Genomic DNA, 16,012 nt, shown 5'->3' on the forward strand with positions numbered 1-16,012 from the left:
TCTGGTGCATTTTCGATGACTAGTGTGTACGTGCACGGCGAAGTACCGTTGATCTTGTTTTCCATTCTTATTCTTTAAAGGAAGTGGCCATGAAAATCCTGCATCTTGATTCCAGCATCCTCGCCGACGCCTCCGCCTCCCGCGTGCTGAGCGCAGCGGTGGTCGAAGAGTTGCGCACGCGCAATCCTGACGCCCAAGTAACGTTTCGCGATCTCGTAAAGTCCCCCATCGCTCATCTGGATGGGCCGATTGCCAGCGGCTTTCGCAACCCTGGAGCGGAGGCTGCAGATGACACGACACGCGCCGAGCATGCGCTCTCTGAAATTTTGGTGAGCGAACTGCTGGCTAGTGATGTCGTCGTGGTGGGAGCGCCTATGTACAACTTCTCGGTCGCCAGCCAACTGAAGGCGTGGTTGGATCGCGTGGCCCAGCCGGGGCGTACGTTCCGATACACAGAGAACGGCCCGGTTGGTCTGGCGGGAGACAAGGTCGTCGTCGTCGCATCAACCCGTGGTGGCATGTATTCCACCGGCCCCGCTGGCGTTATGGATCACCAAGAATCTTATCTTAAGGCCTTCTTCGGATTTCTCGGAATCAAACGCGTACACTTCGTGCGCGCTGAGTTGCTGACGAAGGGCGCAGAGCTGCGCAGTACGTCAATGCGACAGGCTCTGGACAATGTACCTACCATTGTGGCAAATCTGTTTGCTGAACAAGGAGTCCAATCGTGATTTTCTCCGTCATCTTGAACTATCTCCGTCCTCTCGAGGAAGTGAATCAACATCTCGAAAGCCATAAGGCATGGCTGGTTGCCAACATTAAACAGGCACGAATTATCCTTGCCGGCCCCTTGGACGATAAATCAGGAGGCCTAGTATTGGCCAACTGCGCTGATCGTCAGGAACTCGAACAGATGATGGCGCACGACTCGTTCATCAGCAGTGGGGTGGCCGAATATCATGCGCATGCTTGCTCCCCGGCGCTGGCTTCGCTAGAGTTTCCGCAGCACTGGGCAACTCAAGCCAAATTCCTCTAACCTGCGGAGCGCCCGTGATGCTGAAACACAAGCAATGGAAGACGATGAGCAAGCGCCTCGTCATGACAATGGCGATGGGTGCGCTCGCTTGGTGCGTCAGACCAGCGCTGGCGCAGACACCGCCCGTTACTGCAGCCCGGGCAGTGGACATCGTACTGGTGCATGGAGCCTTCGCCGATGGCTCCAGCTGGTCGCGAGTAATCACCCTGCTTCAGCAGAAAGGCTACCGCGTCACCGCAGTCCAGAATCCGCTGAGTTCGCTGACAGCTGATGTCAATGCCACCCTGAGTGTCGTCGCACGCCAGCCGCATCCGGTTTTATTAGTTGGTCATTCGTGGGGAGGCGCGGTGATCTCCGAGGCTGGCAATGATCCTCGCGTGAAGGGGCTGGTGTTTCTTTCGGCGCTTGCCCCCGATTCTGGCGAAAGCGTGGCTCAACTTTTACAGCGGCTTAAAGCGCCGATGGAAGGACTCGCTCCGGACGCCAACGGCCTCATCTGGCTGGATGATCCACGCGCCTTCGGGCAAGTGATGGCCAACGATCTCGGCACGGACGAGGTCGCTCGTCTCACAGCCGTTCAGCAACCGATTGCCGCTGCTGCCTTCACGGAAAACATCGGCCGTGCAGCTTGGCACGACAAACCGAGCTGGTATCTGGTCACCGAAGATGATCATGCGCTGCCTACGCCGGTACAACGCAAGCTTGCTTCCTCAATGGGCGCTCAGGTGCAGTCGCTTCGGTCCAGCCACTTGTCGCTCATTTCTCACGCCGCCGAGGTCAGTGATCTCATCGATAAGGCGGCACAGTCGTTGCGTTGATTCTGTCCTGGCAGAACGTTGAGCATCGGTGAGATGAAGAATGCGGGTGTTCAGCCGCCCCTCAGGTATCACCTGAGGGGCGGCTTATGATCTTCGCCCTCATACCGCTGTCCCATTCAGTATTCTGGGGAACGCTGGCCCATACCTTGATTGGCGGTACTTTTGCGGGGACGATATTGACTCTCGTCTTCCTTCCAGCAATGTACTCAATATGGTTCAGGGTTCGCCCGGAGAGTCCCTTGAGAGGACAGGCACTCTGCTGTTGAGGATGGCTGTGCCCCAGCTCTACATTAAAAACCTTAACCAAAGGAGTATCGATGCAGACAGAGGAAAACCTCGCGCGGTGGAACCACGAAGAAGAACTGGTGAAGGCCAAGCTAGCCAGCGCCGGGATCATTGATCCACGTTTGACCAAGGAGAAGTCTGGTCTGGAGATCCTCCAGAGCACATTTTCTGGTGAGCTTCCACCGCCTCCTATTGGCGAGACGCTCGATTTCATCCCGATTCAAATGACCTTCGGTGAGGCAGTGTTTCAAGGGAGGCCGCAACGCAAGCACTATAACCCGATGGGGTCGGTACATGGCGGATGGATCGCTACGCTGTTGGACTCAGCAGTTGCTTGCGCCGTACATTCGACGTTGCCACCGGGTCAATCTTATACCTCAATCGAACTCAAGGTGAACATGGTTCGTACACTGACCGACCGAGTTTCGCTCGTACGTGCCGAGGGCAAAGTGATTCATCGCGGTGGCCAGGTCGCTACCGCTGAAGGTCGCCTGATCGGTCCTGACGGCAAGCTTTACGCGCATGCGACCACGACCTGCCTGATTTTCGATCACTCCATTCGTTACGGGGAACAAGCATGAGCAAACCTGAAATCGTATTGTGTGCGCCGGTTCGTACCGCGATTGGTGCATTTGGCGGTACTCTTAAGGATACCCCTGCCGTCGACCTGGGCGCCGCCGTCATCAGGGAGACGCTGCGCCGCGCCGGCCTGACGTCTGAGATGATTGCCAGTGTAGTGATGGGGCAGGTGATACAGGCGGGCGCAAAGATGAATCCCGCACGCCAGGCAGCGCTGATGGGCGGCCTGGACGTGAAGGTCCCGGCGTGGACGGTCAACCGGGTGTGTGGATCAGGAGCACAAGCAATAGCGACTGCGGCGCTTGAGATTTCGGCCGGTCACGCCACGGCGGTGATCGCTGGCGGAATGGAAAATATGGACCAGGCCCCTTACCTGATTCCGGCAGCCCGTTGGGGAAGCAGGATGGGTGACAGTGCGATGGTCGATAGTATGCTTCGCGACGGGTTGGTTGATGCCCTTAGTGGCCAGCATTCCGGGTGGCATACCGAGGATCTGGTCAGCCGCTTCAATTTGTCCCGGGAAGAGCAGGATAGGTGGGCGGCCCGTTCGCAGCAGCGATTTTCTGCAGCCCAGGCGGCAGGGAAATTCGATGAAGAGATCCTGCCCCTTGAAATTTCCAGCCGCAAAGGAACGATAAGTTTCGCCAGAGATGAAGCCAATCGGCCAGACACAACCCTCGAATCATTGGCGCGACTCAAACCAGCGTTCCGGAAAGGCGGCACGATCACTGCTGGCAATGCACCGGGTATCAATAGCGGCGCGGCTGCGATGGTGGTGAGCGAGCGCAGCTTTGCCGAGCGCCACGGACTAAAACCGTGGGGCCGGCTGGTTTCCCATGCTGTCGCAGCAGTTGAGCCCGGCATGTTTGGCCTCGGGCCGATTCCGGCGGTTCGACTCGCCCTGGAACGTGCAGGTTGGGCTCATACCGACATCGAGCGCATCGAGATCAATGAAGCCTTCGCCGCTGTCGCGCAGGTATGCCGACGCGAACTGGATTTGCCCGAGGAGATTGTCAATGTCGAGGGAGGAGCTATTGCGCACGGACATGCCATCGGGGCTACCGGAGCAGTGTTGACGACGCGTCTGCTGCATTCCATGCATCGAGATGGAATCAGGCGAGGCCTTGTTACTCTTTGTATCGGGGGCGGCCAGGGCATTGCGCTGGCGCTGGAAATCATCTGAAATAGCGTTAAAGGAACTGCTTTATCCCGCATTGGCTGAAGCAGAGTGCCCCGCTGGCGAGCGGCGACATACGGCCGGAAAAGAATAGGTAATGCGATTCTGAATTGCGCCAGCAGGATGCGAAATCCTGCTGGCGCAATTCAGTAAGCGCGAGATGTATCTTCAAAAAGTTATTTCACCGGGAACTTGGCGTGACCATTGGATGATTTTTCGGCCGGTGCGTTTTCCTTTAACGCGTCCCAATGCTGTACGAGTGAACCATTACATAATCACCAGCCGGCGGGAGATTTCCCTGATCGAGATGTGGTCGCGGATATACCAGCGCGGGCCGGGATTTCCGCCCTGCCGCCGAGCGCGTACTGCGGGACTGGGCTGGCCATGTGACCGCCCAGCACGTCAACAACAAGACCACAGGCGAGCGCAGCCTATCGCAAGGTCAAGCCACGAGTGCAGGTCAGGCTGGGGTACCCTGGCCAAGCATCCCAGCGTGGTGGCCAGTCATGACTACGCCACCCATGTAGCCAAGGCGCTCAACGCCTTGCCGCCCGATCAGCATTTCATGCCCAGTCATACCGTGACGTACCTCTCCACCGCACTGGGATTGGCGGCAGCCGACCTGGCTGTAACCTTGTGTCCAGCCTACGTGGGCGTGCTGGCGCATGCCTTCGGACTGGTCATGCGGCGCATCGAAGAGCCAGAAGTGATCCGAGAGATGTCGCTATACCCTCCCGGCACGCGCTCACTGACTCCGGCGGCTGCCGCGTTCGTCGATTTCCTCGGGCCTTTCCTTACCGAGCTTGCCGAACGCGACCTGGCACAGACCAAGAGAAGCTGAGTCGCACCGGCTGCCGCTCGCGTGCAGCCGATGCGTGAGAGACAAGGGCCACTCCGGGACACTCAACCCGCCGGGAACATGGCATGACCATTGGGCGACTTGTCGGCGGGAACTTCTTCCTGAAGCACGTCCCAATGCTCGATCACCTTGCCGCCATCAATGCGGAAGATATCCACACCTACCAGGGGCTTGGGACCCCAGCCGGTATAACGGCCGTGAACCATCACGTAATTGCCTTGTTTCATCGTGAGCCCCTGCTCATACTTGAAATCCGACCCCAGCTTGCCGATGATCTGGCGCAGTACCGCGTGCCCGTCGGGCAAGGTGGGATTGTGCTGGATCATCTGAGCGCCCCAATATTTCTGTACCTCGTCCAGATTTTTGTCGACGAACAACGCGTGCAGATATTCGGTGACCAGTGCCGCATTGTCCGTGGTGGCTGCACTGTAGGCAGATTGCAACGGCAACAGACTTGCGCCAAGTGCTGCCGACAGCAACAGGGAAATGGTGAGTTTCTTCATCATGAGTCCTTTCAATGTGGATAAGAGTCCAGCCGCATTCCGACTCGGCTGGTACGGCACCGGCTAGCACTTCGTCCCGAATGACCGTATGCAAAGCGTAGTCCGGCGTCGCGTGCGGCGGTATCCCCTGTGACTGCACCACTGTGTCCCACGAACAAGACAATACGGTCGCCGCAGCCCGCCCCCAAGATTTCCGTGGACACAAATTGAATAAATATATTGCCTCCCCTTCTGACATGTCATATATTTACCTGACATGTCACAAACATGTTGGAAGAAAGCTGGCCGTTTCAGCTCATTTTCGCAACGGGTTTCAAGAGCGATTCAGTGCCGCGGACAGCAGTATTTGAGCCGTAGAAGATTTTTATTGTTTCAAATTCACTTGACCAACCGGGAGGCCTTTCATGAATTCGGATAAGAAAATTGTCGATGCATCACGGCGTAAGACTCTGAAAGCTGCAGGTGCGGGCGCAGTCGCCCTCGCCTTTCCTGCCATCTGGACGCCAGCGCGCGCCGCCGGCAAGCGCATCGTAGTGCGCGATCCCGGCGGCCCCTATGCCGAGGGCTTCGGAGAGGCCTTCTACAAGCCGTTTCAGGCCGCTACTGGTATCGAGATCGTTCCCGTCGTGGCACAAGCCGATCCGACCTCATTGATCAAGGGCATGGTCGATTCAAAAAATTATTCGTGGGACATGGCGCTGCTGAACCAACAGTCGGCCGATGTGCTGATGGATAAGAAGTCCGGTTTCTACCTTGAGGAGGTCAAGGTCGATGCCCCCGAGATCCCGGAAAAGTTCAAGTCGCCCTACCTGATCGCCACGCTAGTGCTGCAGACAGTGCTGGCAGTGCGCACCGACAAGTTCAAGGGGCGTCCGATGCCCAACTCGTGGGCCGACTTTTTCAATGTCGCGGCCTTCCCCGGGCGCCGCTCGCTGCGTCGCAATCCGGCCGATACGCTGGAAGAAGCCTATCTGGCATCGCTCAAGGACGGCGACCCGCTCTATCCCATCAATACCCAAAAGGCATTCGATAACCTGAGCAAGATCAAGAAGGACATCCAGGTCTGGTGGAGCAGCGGCGCGCAGACTTCGCAGCTGCTCAAGGCCGGTGAAGTCGATATGTGCCCGACGTGGAACGCCCGGGCGCAGACCGTAATCGACGAAGGCGCTCCGGTAAAGATCATCTGGAATCAGGGCCTGTGGAGCACCGAAGGTTTTGCCATCCTGAAAGGAACGCCGAACGCCGACATCTGCCGCCAGTTCATCAAATTCACCTGTGATGCACAACGGCAAGCCATCTATACCAAGAGTTTGGCTTACGGCCCATCCAATCCGGACGCCTACAAGCATATCGATCCGGTCAAGGCGAAGATGCTGCCGACGTATCCCGAGAACATGGCCACGGCCGTCAAGATCGATGGTCGCTACTGGGCACAGAACAAGGACGGCCTGACCGAGAAATTCAATTCCTGGCTGCTGGCTTAAGCGAGGCGCCTGATGAGCCTATCTTTCCCACGCACGATGACGCACTCTGCCACCGCCATGAACTCCCACACAGACACCCCTCCAAAGCCGCTACCCAGCATGCAAGGCACCCCAAAACTGGTGGTATCGGGCATATCCAAGCGCTTCGGTCCGACCTTTGCCCTGCAGGAAAGCACGCTGGACATCGCTCAAGGCGAATTCGTCACCCTGCTCGGACCTTCGGGCTCCGGCAAGACCACCTTGCTGATGATGATCGCCGGTCTGCTTTCCCCCACCTCTGGTGACATCTGGATTGACGGCGAGAAGGCCACCCACCAGCAGCCCTATCAACGCGACATCGGCATGATGTTCCAGAGCTATGCCCTGTTCCCGCACATGACGGTGTTCGAGAATATTGCCTTTCCGCTCAAGATGAAGGGCTACTCCAAGGAGCGGATACAGGCGGCGGTGGTCGACGTGCTGAACCAGGTCAAGCTACCGCATGCGATCAACCGCTTCCCTTCTGAACTCTCGGGCGGGCAGCAGCAACGGATTGCGCTGGCACGCTCCATCGTGCACCGTCCTTCGGTGGTACTGATGGATGAGCCCCTGGCCGCACTGGACAAATCCCTGCGCAGCCATATGCAGTTCGAAATCCGCCAGCTGCAGCAGGAACTGGGCATGACGGTCCTCTACGTGACCCACGATCAGGAAGAGGCGATGACCATGTCCGATCGTATCTGTCTGATGAACGATGCGCGCATCGAACAGGTGTCGCCGCCCAGGGAACTGTATTTCGAACCGCGTTCGATATTCGCTGCCACCTTTCTGGGCGAGTCCAACTGCCTGAGCGGCACCCTGGAGTCGCACCAGGATGGTATTGGCGTAGTGCGCATCAACGGACAAAGTCGTCTCTGCGGCAAGATCGTCGGCGAACTTGCGCCTGGGACAAGATGCCAACTGCTGTTCCGACCGGAAGCGGTGCAACTGGCACCGGTCGGAGATTCCAGCTCGACGTCCACCAATGCGTTGTCGGGCCACGTTCTGGTCAACACCATGGTGGGCGCCTTCTCGCGCAGCAGGGTGGCGTTGGACGATGGTACCGAGGTGATTTCAGTCGGTCTGACGTCCAGACATGCTGCGCAGCAAAATGGCACCGTCGTCGTTCGGTTCAGTCCTATGGATACCTTGATCTTCGGCGGGGAAAAATGAAATCAGCAGAATCCCGAGGAAACTGGACAGGGCTCACGCTGCTGGCACCCAGCATGCTGTTCCTGATGGCTACGGTCTTCGTACCGGTTGTGCTGTTGATGCTCGCCTCCTTCAATGGCCCTGCCGGTTTCTCTTTCAGCGCCTTTGACCGGCTCACGCATACGCCGGTCTACGCACAGGTGCTATCGCACAGTGTCATGCTGGCAGCGGTCGCGGCATCGGTAGCGGTACTGGCAGCATTTCCCGTCTCGGTGGCGATCGCACGCTCCAACGGACGCTGGCAGCAACTATTGTGGGTCGGCGTACTGCTGACGTTCTGGACCAGTTTTCTGGTCAAGACCATTACGTGGATCGTCATCCTGGGCCGCTCCGGCATGGTCAACAGCGTGTTGCAGAGCCTGGGCTTGACCAATGAACCGCTGGAACTGCTCTACACCAACTTCAGCGTGGTAACGGGACTGGTTCATGTGCTGCTGCCGCTGGCAGTGCTGACGATGCTGCCGGTCATGCAGGCGATGGACAGGCGTCTGGTCCCCGCCGCAGCCACGCTGGGCGCCCGTCCCGGCGTTTCGTTCTTTGTCGTCTATCTGCCTCTGTGCGCGCCGGGTGTGACGGCGGCCTGGTTGTCCACGTTCGTCTCGGGATTGGGCTTCTTCATCACTCCGGCCCTGCTGGGCTCTCCACGGCAAACCATGGTGGCGCAGCTGATCATTCAGCAGGTACAGGAAATGATGGATTGGGGGCTGGCGGCCGCCCTGTCACTGGTCACCCTGGTGGTCACCCTTCTCATCTACTGGATCTACGACCGCATGGTCGGTCTGTCCAGCCTCGCAGGCGAAGGCATGCGCAGCGGCGACAGCGGGCAGTCGCCACTGGGTCACCGGATCAGGAAGTTCAAGATGGCAGGATTCTGGTTGCTCGCCAATGTCTCCACGCGCATCGCCAGGCTGGTGCCGGGGCACGGACAACATCGCATGGCGCGCGACGGCGGCGGGAATGGCGCAAGCCTCAGTGGCGGCCTTGCCTTGATGATCCTTCTGGCCGTCACGGTGCCGGTGGTTCTGCTGGTTCCGGAATCCTTCACGACAAGTGCCTTCATCGATTGGCCACCGCAGGGCTTCACGCTGCGCTGGTACGAAGGACTGTTTGCCTCACCGGTGTGGACCGGCGCCTTTGCCCGCTCGCTGGGAGTCGGCGTGCTGGCATCGCTGATCTCTGCGGCCGTGGGTATCCCCGCCGCATTCGCCTTCGCTCAACAGAAAGTACCGATGCGCTCATTGTTGCTGGGCATGATCCTGGCACCTCTGATTCTGCCTCGGATCGTTGTAGCACTGGGACTGTTCTATGTGCTGTCCAGGCTCGGCCTGGTCGGTTCTTCGATAGCCCTTGCCGTCGGTCATGCTGCCCTTGGGCTTCCTTATGTCGTCATCACTGTCACCGCCACGCTAAAGTCTTATGACCGCCGCCTGGACGCAGCCGCCAGCATCCTGGGGGCCACGCTGTGGACCCGACTGCGCATGGTGACCTTGCCGATCATCATGCCGGGCATCCTGTCAGCGTTCATCTTCTCCTTCGTTACCTCGTTCGACGACCTAACGCTGTCGCTGTTCGTCAGCGGTGGCCTGTTCACCACCTTGCCCAAGCAGATGTGGGACGACGCCCTGCTCAAGGTCAGTCCCTCGCTAGCGGCGGTCTCGGTTTTGCTGTTTGGCGCCGTGCTCCTGCTCATGATTGCGAGCTGGCTCATTCGCGCGCGAATCAGCCGCATGCGGGTGGTGCAAACAGCCTGACGGCAGAGCATCCGACTAAACCTGTTATTGGACAAAGAGAACGAAAAATGGATGATGTCATCGTCATCGGGGCCGGGATCATTGGCGCCACCTGCGCGGCAAGTCTGACCATTGCCGGGCAAAGAGTAACGTTGATCGATCGGGTCGGTCCTGGAGAAAGCTGCTCCTTCGGCAACGCCGGCGGGCTCAGTCCCGGTATCAGCCTGCCGCTGGCAACGCCAGGCATGTATAGCCATATTCCGGGCTGGCTGTTCAATGCCGATAGCCCGCTTGCCATTTCCTGGCGCCGGATGCCCTTTGCTGCGCCCTGGCTGCTGCGTTTTCTCCTCGAGGGGCGCAGCAGACAATCCAATGTTGCGGCAGAAGGCATGCGCAAGATGATGCGGGGTGCCTTCGAGGATTACGCACCGCTGTTTTCCTTTGCCAAAGCGGAGCACCTGATCCATCGCACCGGTCAGCTCTATGTCTATCACACGGAAGAGAGTTTTGCAGAGGAGCAATCCGCCATCCGGCTTCGACGTGAGTTTGGCGTGGAGCAGGAAATCCTGAATTCGCAACAGTTACGGGAAATGGAACCTGATCTCTCGCCCCGCTTCAAGGCCGGCATCTTCTTCCCCCGGCATGGCCATTGCGCGCATCCCCAGGGGCTGGTGCGCCTGCTGGTCGAGGCCAGCACCAAGGCTGGTGCGCGCTTTGTCTCTGGAGAGGTACAGCGAATCGAGGATACCGGGGTAAGCGGGTCCGGCATCATCGTGCATACGGGCCAGGACAAGCTGGCTGCCCGGCGAGTGGTGATTGCTGCAGGTATGCATGCAAATACCTTATTATCGGAATTTCGTCGCAAAGTACCGCTGGAGAGCCAGCGCGGCTATCACATCGAGATTCCGGTGCCGGGTGTGGCGCCACGCAGGAACGTGATGTGGGCAGAAAAGAAGACGCTGGCCACTCCCATGGACGCCGGATTGAGAGTAGCAGGAACCGCCGAGATCGCAGGACTGCAGGCGGCGCCCAATGCACGGCGCTTCGAGTTGCTCAAAGCCTTCGTGATGGAGATGTATCCGAAGGTTCAGGTCCAGGAAGAAAGCCGTTGGATGGGGCATCGTCCCTGTACGCCTGATTCGCTGCCCGTCATCGGTCCGCTACCCGGACATCCCCACGTCATCTGTGCGTTCGGACACGGCCATGTTGGCCTGACATCGGCGTCCTTCACCGGGCGCCTGATCCGAGATCTTTGCCTGGAACAAGCCACGGCTGACGAATGGCGACCATTTTCCATTGAACGGTTTTGAGAAGGCCCACTATGAAAACGCTCACAAAAGACAGCGAAGCCGAAGAGCAGAAATCGCTGCAGGAACAGCTCTTCGACGATATCAAGCGACGAGTCATCACCTGCGAGCTGGCCCCTGGGTCAGACATTTCGGAAAACTCCCTGGCCACCGAGTACGCCGTCACCAAAGCGCCCGTGCGCAGTGCGTTGATGCGACTGAAGGAAGCGGGATGGTTGCAAAGTGTCCCCCGCAAGGGCCATGTCGTGATGCCGCTGTCGTACAAGGACATCGATGAAGTGTTCGATGCGCGTGAACTGATCGAGCCACAGACCGCCCGCTTGGCGGCTGGCCATGTGTCGAAGTCATACCTCACGGCACTCAATCATGCCTGCACCGTGGAATACGATCTGGATGACGTCGAGGGCAAACGCAAGTTCCTGTTGGCCAACGCTGCTTTCCATATTGGTATCGGCCAGGCCTGCGGCAACAGCATTCTCTCGACCATGCTGGCACAGTTGCATGAGAAGTCGTTGCGTATCCTGTACTTCAGCGTCAATTCGGCCAACCGCTCCAAGTCCTGGCGCACTGGCCACGATTCGATGATCGCCATGCTGTTGGAGGGCGACGCAGAGGGGGCGTATCAGGAGACGCTGGAGGGCATCAGACGAAGCCGAAAATCAGTCATGGAATCGATCATGAAGAAAAGGGTTCCCATCATATCTACCTAGGGCCTGCCTGGATTTGGATCGCCCATCGCGACGATGCCGGCGATGGAAGAACGCACGCCGGCGAAAGCCGCACACACTATCAACCCAACCAAAAAGGAAAGCCATGAGTAACCCCGATATCACCCGCATCGACGTCAATAACCGACTCGCTGATGCCGTCATCTTCAACAATGTTGTCTACCTGGCCGGCCAGGTGCCGCGCAATAGCCTGGGCCAGAGTGTGAAGGAACAAACCACTGACGTCCTGGAGCAGATCGACCGCGCGCTGGCCAAGGCAGGCAGCGACAAGAGCCGTCTTCTGTCAGTACAGATCTTCATGAAAGACATCACCCAGAATGCCGGCATGAACGAAGCCTGGGAAGAATGGATTCCCAAGGACCACTGCCCTGCCCGCGCCACGCTGGAGGCGAAAATGAATAACGACCAATGGGCCTTGGAGATCGTGGTTACCGCCGCACTGAAGTAATTGCCAGAGGCCGACAGTAGATGGGGTGGACTTTCCCGGGTTCAGGTCGCAGGCCAACCCGGGCTTTTTGCTATTGGTGTGACCTGCCTAGAGCGGCCGCAGCAAGGCATTCCTGCCAATGGCCAAATAATTACGATATTCCTCCGCTGGCACCATGCCACCACCGGTGGCCCAGACGATATGGGTCGCCTGCTGCCAGGCCTGTGCATCTACCCCGATGCGCTCGCGGTATCCCTCACGCTCATGCAAAACCCGACTGAAGCCGGGCGCACCAGCAAGTGCCGAAGGCTCCAGCTGGATACCCTGCGTTTCATGCATGAGATACAGCGCCACAAAAAGCTCGCTATCCGGCACAGTATAGTAGCCGTCGATCAGCCTGTGCATTGCCCGCCCGACGAAACCGGAAGGACGGCCGACCGCCAGACCATCGGCCGCCGTTATGTTGCTGATACCGAAATCCTGCACCGCAATCCGCTCGTGCAAACCGGTATAGACGCCCATGAGCATGCAGGGTGACTGTGTCGGTTCGGCGAAGATGCAGTGGACGTGGTCGCCAAACGCCAGCTTCAGGCCGAAGCTGATTCCACCGGGACCGCCCCCGACGCCGCACGGCAGATAAACGAACAGCGGATGTCGCGCATCCACTTGGATACCCTTCTGTTCAAGCTGGCGCTTGAGCCGTTCTCCGGCGACGGCGTAGCCGAGAAAGAGCGTCGTGGAATTCTCGTCGTCGATGAAATGGCAGGCAGGATCAAGCTGCGCCTGCCGACGCCCTTGCTCTACCGCCTCGCCGTAATCGCCGCGATGCTCCACCACATTGACGCCATGCGCGCGCAGCTTGTCCTTCTTCCACTGTCGGGCGTCGTCAGACATATGGACCGTCGTGTCAAAACCCAGACGCGCCCCGGCAATACCGATGGACATGCCGAGGTTGCCGGTCGATCCGACCACGATACGGTATTGGCGGAACAACTTGCGTATCCCTGGCTTCAGCAACAAGCGATAGTCATCGCCGTCAGCCAGCATGCCATGCGTGCTGGCGAGGTATTCGGCATGATGCAATACCTCATAGATGCCGCCACGCGCTTTGACCGAACCTGAGATCGGCAAATGGCTATCCATCTTCAGGTGCATCGACACCGTCTTGTCGATACCGTACAGCGTACATAGCCTGTTCATAAACCCGTCGACCGGCACCAGATCCGACTCGATGATGCCCTGGGTGGAGGCCACTTCCGGAAAGGCCTCGGCCAGGAAAGGCGCAAAACGGGCCAGGCGCGCACTGGCGTCGTGCACCTCAGCGGCCGCTAGCGGGACGTCGTGAAGGGCCTCCGACGCAGATGCGATACCCGGATTGAACCACGTCACGGGAACACCGCTGACCAGCGGTTTGATCAATGGATAAGCCTCTATCCAGTCCTTCATCGTCTTGCCATGCACCACATCGATCACAGTACTTCCTTTCGTCCTGACTACTCAGCCAAGCGTACGCCTGATCGCTGCGAAGAATAAGCCGGATTGTTCACGCTCGCCCTGCATTTGCTGCGCCACCCGCTGTGCCATGTCGAGATGGACTGGATTGAGCGGCAACCCGGTAGATCTGGCCATCACCTCGGCTTGACAGGCACGTTCCAGGTAGTACAGGTCGTCGAACGCGTAGTCCAGCCGCTCACCACAGACCACGATGCCGTGATTGCCCAGAAAGCCGATGTCGGCGCCCTGCATCACACGCGCGATCCGCTCTCCTTCCGAATGATCGACGGCTAGGCCGTTGTAGCGAGCATCGATGGCGATGCGGCCATGAAAACGCATGGCGTTTTGAAACAGGGTCGTGTCCAGCCCGCCCTGTCTGGTCAAGGTCAACGCAGTGGCGCACGGCATGTGCGTATGCATGACGCAGTTTTTTCCGGTGAGGCGATGAATGGCCGCATGAATGAACATGGCCGACGGTTCGATGGCGTGCCGGCCGGCCAGGAGCGCTCCCCGACTGTCCACCAGAGCGATGTCATCCGCCTCGACTTCGTGCCACATCAGTCCACGCGGATTGAGCAGAAATATCCCCGGCTCGCCTGGCAAGGCCAGGCTGAAATGATTGCAAATCCCCTCGCCCAGCCCATAGTGGGCCGCAGCCCGTAATGCCAGTGCCAGGTCATCACGCAGCGATCTGACCGGTCGTGAATCGAACAGGGATTGATAGTTTGTACTGGTGCCGTTCATATGACATTCGGAAGCTTGGAAACCCGCGTTCAGACCCGGCTGGGATAATCTGCGAGACCTACCGGCTTGGCCTGCTACGGGTCGTTGCCGAGCGCATGCAGCTGGGAACCGGGACGAACGCAGCAAGAACGCAACGACAAGGTCGCCCCGTTCTGCGCTGACGAGGTGCGTTACAGGGCCGCTGTCCCGTAGGGGACATCCTTGTGACCATAGCGACGGACGCGGATATTGGCCTGTTCCGCATGGCCGACGAAGCCTTCCATCAGGCACAGACGCGAACAATATTCGCCGATCAAGGCCGAAGCCTGGTCGGTCGTCACGCGCTGGTAGGTACAGGTCTTGATGTATTTGCCTACCCATAGGCCACCGGTATAACGTGCCGCCTTGTTGGTCGGCAGCGTATGGTTGGTGCCGATCACTTTGTCGCCATAGGAGACATTGGTGCGCGGGCCAATGAACAATGCGCCGTAGTTGCTCAGATTCCTGACGAAGTAGTCGTCATCGCTGGTCATGATCTGGACGTGCTCGGAGGCGTATTCGTCGCTATACCTGACCAGTTCCTCGAAATCTTCGCAAAGGATGATTTCGCCGAAGTTCTCCCAGGCTTCGCCGGCGATGGCCGCGGTAGGCAGCATCGGCAGCAGACGTGCGATCTCCTTCTGCGTCTCTTCGGCCAACTTGCGCGAGGTGGTCAGCAGCACAGCTGGAGAGTCCTTTCCGTGCTCAGCCTGGCCCAACAGGTCAGTGGCAACGAGCTCGCCGTCGACGGTATCGTCGGCGATCAGCAGCACTTCGGTCGGACCGGCAAACAGATCGATGCCGACACGGCCAAACAACTGGCGTTTGGCTTCGGCCACATAGGCGTTGCCGGGGCCGACGATGATGTCCACAGCACTGATGGTATCGGTACCGATGGCCATGCCTGCCACGGCCTGGATACCACCCAGGCAATAGATCGCATCGGCACCAGCCAGGTGCTGGGCAGCGACGATGTAGGGTGCAGGTTTTCCCTGGAATGGCGGCGCAGCGGTCACGATGTTCTTCACGCCGGCCGACTTGGCGGTGACGATGGACATGTGGGCCGACGCCAGCAAGGGATACTTCCCGCCAGGAACGTAGCAGCCGGCGGCGCTCACGGGGATGTGCTTGTGCCCCAGGATGACGCCGGGGATGCTCTCGATCTCGCAATCCAGCATCGAGGCGCGCTGCGCATCGGCGAAGCGACGCACCTGGGCCTGGGCGAAGAGGATGTCCTCGCGCTCACGCTCGGTCAGCCTGTCCATGCAGTCAGCGATTTCGGCATCGCTCAGACGGTAGCTCTCGCGATCCCAGCCATCGAACTTGACGGACAGCTCGCGCACGGCCGCGTCACCTCGCTTCTCGATATCCAGCAGGATACGGGACACATCAGACTTCACCTTGTCATTGTTGGCGGCTTGCTGCTCCGTCACCTTTGCCTTCTTGATCCACTCAGCCATTTGCTTCACCTTTCCAGTCGGAGGATGCCGTCACCGGCCTGGGTATTGGCCGGTGTTGCATAAAAATCGGGGAAAAAGGGCGGCCCATGCGTTGCCGCTAGCGCTGACAGCCGTTCGCAGCGGTCTGGATGGA

At 58.9% G+C, this 16,012-nt stretch carries 16 protein-coding genes; 12 read left to right on the forward strand and 4 right to left on the reverse strand.

Features of this window, described 5'->3' with window-relative positions; all coding sequences use genetic code 11:
- Positions 1-89 precede the first annotated feature (89 nt).
- From E2K99_RS23140 to E2K99_RS26015, 6 genes are all read left to right on the forward strand, one after another.
- A complete protein-coding gene (locus E2K99_RS23140) occupies positions 90-731 on the forward strand; it encodes an FMN-dependent NADH-azoreductase (RefSeq protein ID WP_134223708.1) in 642 nt (213 codons plus the stop codon).
- Positions 728-1,036: a YciI family protein gene (locus E2K99_RS23145; RefSeq protein ID WP_166675105.1), complete on the forward strand. Its 309-nt coding sequence runs from the start codon at positions 728-730 to the stop codon at positions 1,034-1,036. The genes E2K99_RS23140 and E2K99_RS23145 overlap by 4 nt, the downstream gene beginning before the upstream one ends.
- Positions 1,037-1,053: 17 nt before the next feature.
- A complete protein-coding gene (locus E2K99_RS23150; protein WP_205703718.1) occupies positions 1,054-1,854 on the forward strand; it encodes an alpha/beta fold hydrolase in 801 nt (266 codons plus the stop codon).
- Between the two features lie 317 nt (positions 1,855-2,171).
- Entirely contained in the window at positions 2,172-2,720 is a 549-nt protein-coding gene (locus E2K99_RS23160) for a PaaI family thioesterase (protein ID WP_134223710.1), read from the forward strand.
- Positions 2,717-3,901 carry a thiolase family protein gene (locus E2K99_RS23165; RefSeq protein ID WP_134223711.1) on the forward strand — a complete coding sequence of 395 codons (1,185 nt, stop codon included), beginning with the start codon at positions 2,717-2,719 and terminating at the stop codon, positions 3,899-3,901. Before E2K99_RS23160 ends, E2K99_RS23165 begins: the two co-directional genes overlap by 4 nt.
- Positions 3,902-4,388: 487 nt before the next feature.
- On the forward strand, positions 4,389-4,736 hold the full coding sequence (locus E2K99_RS26015) for a LysR substrate-binding domain-containing protein (protein ID WP_240733801.1): 348 nt from the start codon (positions 4,389-4,391) through the stop codon (positions 4,734-4,736).
- A gap of 62 nt (positions 4,737-4,798) precedes the next feature.
- Here E2K99_RS26015 and E2K99_RS23175 read toward each other — a convergent pair whose 3' ends face one another.
- Positions 4,799-5,260, reverse strand: a complete 462-nt coding sequence (locus tag E2K99_RS23175) for a nuclear transport factor 2 family protein (protein ID WP_240733802.1) — start codon at positions 5,258-5,260, stop codon at positions 4,799-4,801.
- Between the two features lie 401 nt (positions 5,261-5,661).
- Here E2K99_RS23175 and E2K99_RS23180 point away from each other — a divergent pair, with 401 nt between their 5' ends.
- From E2K99_RS23180 to E2K99_RS23205, 6 genes are all read left to right on the forward strand, one after another.
- Positions 5,662-6,741 (forward strand): ABC transporter substrate-binding protein, encoded by a 1,080-nt coding sequence (locus tag E2K99_RS23180; RefSeq protein ID WP_134223713.1) that lies wholly within the window; start codon positions 5,662-5,664, stop codon positions 6,739-6,741.
- Positions 6,742-6,753: 12 nt separating this feature from the next.
- On the forward strand, positions 6,754-7,932 hold the full coding sequence (locus E2K99_RS23185) for an ABC transporter ATP-binding protein (RefSeq protein WP_134223714.1): 1,179 nt from the start codon (positions 6,754-6,756) through the stop codon (positions 7,930-7,932).
- The gene (locus tag E2K99_RS23190) at positions 7,929-9,722 is read left to right on the forward strand and encodes an ABC transporter permease subunit (RefSeq protein WP_134223715.1); all 1,794 of its coding nucleotides are present in this window, start codon (positions 7,929-7,931) and stop codon (positions 9,720-9,722) included. Before E2K99_RS23185 ends, E2K99_RS23190 begins: the two co-directional genes overlap by 4 nt.
- A 47-nt stretch (positions 9,723-9,769) precedes the next feature.
- A complete protein-coding gene (locus E2K99_RS23195) occupies positions 9,770-11,011 on the forward strand; it encodes an NAD(P)/FAD-dependent oxidoreductase (RefSeq protein WP_134223716.1) in 1,242 nt (413 codons plus the stop codon).
- A gap of 11 nt (positions 11,012-11,022) precedes the next feature.
- Positions 11,023-11,718 carry a GntR family transcriptional regulator gene (locus tag E2K99_RS23200; RefSeq protein ID WP_134223717.1) on the forward strand — a complete coding sequence of 232 codons (696 nt, stop codon included), beginning with the start codon at positions 11,023-11,025 and terminating at the stop codon, positions 11,716-11,718.
- A 103-nt stretch (positions 11,719-11,821) separates the two neighbouring features.
- Positions 11,822-12,184, forward strand: a complete 363-nt coding sequence (locus E2K99_RS23205) for a RidA family protein (protein WP_134223718.1) — start codon at positions 11,822-11,824, stop codon at positions 12,182-12,184.
- Between the two features lie 87 nt (positions 12,185-12,271).
- Here E2K99_RS23205 and E2K99_RS23210 read toward each other — a convergent pair whose 3' ends face one another.
- From E2K99_RS23210 to hisD, 3 genes are all read right to left on the reverse strand, one after another.
- The gene (locus E2K99_RS23210; RefSeq protein ID WP_240733803.1) at positions 12,272-13,636 is read right to left on the reverse strand and encodes a D-serine ammonia-lyase; all 1,365 of its coding nucleotides are present in this window, start codon (positions 13,634-13,636) and stop codon (positions 12,272-12,274) included.
- 24 nt (positions 13,637-13,660) lie between these two features.
- Positions 13,661-14,401, reverse strand: a complete 741-nt coding sequence (locus tag E2K99_RS23215; protein ID WP_134223719.1) for an aldolase — start codon at positions 14,399-14,401, stop codon at positions 13,661-13,663.
- A gap of 170 nt (positions 14,402-14,571) precedes the next feature.
- Positions 14,572-15,879 (reverse strand): histidinol dehydrogenase, encoded by a 1,308-nt coding sequence (hisD, locus tag E2K99_RS23220; protein ID WP_134223720.1) that lies wholly within the window; start codon positions 15,877-15,879, stop codon positions 14,572-14,574.
- Positions 15,880-16,012 lie beyond the last annotated feature (133 nt).

Origin of the sequence: Herbaspirillum huttiense, assembly GCF_004367745.1 — a bacterium.
Lineage (GTDB): Bacteria > Pseudomonadota > Gammaproteobacteria > Burkholderiales > Burkholderiaceae_D > Herbaspirillum > Herbaspirillum huttiense.

Excerpts from the sequence above, each read along its gene's own strand:
- E2K99_RS23140 (WP_134223708.1), top strand. The coding sequence starts at position 90 with ATGAAAATCCTGCATCTTGATTCCAGCATCCTCGCCGACGCCTCCGCC.
- E2K99_RS23150 (WP_205703718.1), top strand. The coding sequence starts at position 1,054 with ATGCTGAAACACAAGCAATGGAAGACGATGAGCAAGCGCCTCGTCATG.
- E2K99_RS23160 (WP_134223710.1), top strand. The coding sequence starts at position 2,172 with ATGCAGACAGAGGAAAACCTCGCGCGGTGGAACCACGAAGAAGAACTG.
- E2K99_RS23165 (WP_134223711.1), top strand. The coding sequence starts at position 2,717 with ATGAGCAAACCTGAAATCGTATTGTGTGCGCCGGTTCGTACCGCGATT.
- E2K99_RS23175 (WP_240733802.1), bottom strand. The coding sequence starts at position 5,260 with ATGATGAAGAAACTCACCATTTCCCTGTTGCTGTCGGCAGCACTTGGC.
- E2K99_RS23180 (WP_134223713.1), top strand. The coding sequence starts at position 5,662 with ATGAATTCGGATAAGAAAATTGTCGATGCATCACGGCGTAAGACTCTG.
- E2K99_RS23185 (WP_134223714.1), top strand. The coding sequence starts at position 6,754 with ATGAGCCTATCTTTCCCACGCACGATGACGCACTCTGCCACCGCCATG.
- E2K99_RS23190 (WP_134223715.1), top strand. The coding sequence starts at position 7,929 with ATGAAATCAGCAGAATCCCGAGGAAACTGGACAGGGCTCACGCTGCTG.
- E2K99_RS23195 (WP_134223716.1), top strand. The coding sequence starts at position 9,770 with ATGGATGATGTCATCGTCATCGGGGCCGGGATCATTGGCGCCACCTGC.
- E2K99_RS23200 (WP_134223717.1), top strand. The coding sequence starts at position 11,023 with ATGAAAACGCTCACAAAAGACAGCGAAGCCGAAGAGCAGAAATCGCTG.
- E2K99_RS23205 (WP_134223718.1), top strand. The coding sequence starts at position 11,822 with ATGAGTAACCCCGATATCACCCGCATCGACGTCAATAACCGACTCGCT.
- E2K99_RS23215 (WP_134223719.1), bottom strand. The coding sequence starts at position 14,401 with ATGAACGGCACCAGTACAAACTATCAATCCCTGTTCGATTCACGACCG.
- hisD (WP_134223720.1), bottom strand. The coding sequence starts at position 15,879 with ATGGCTGAGTGGATCAAGAAGGCAAAGGTGACGGAGCAGCAAGCCGCC.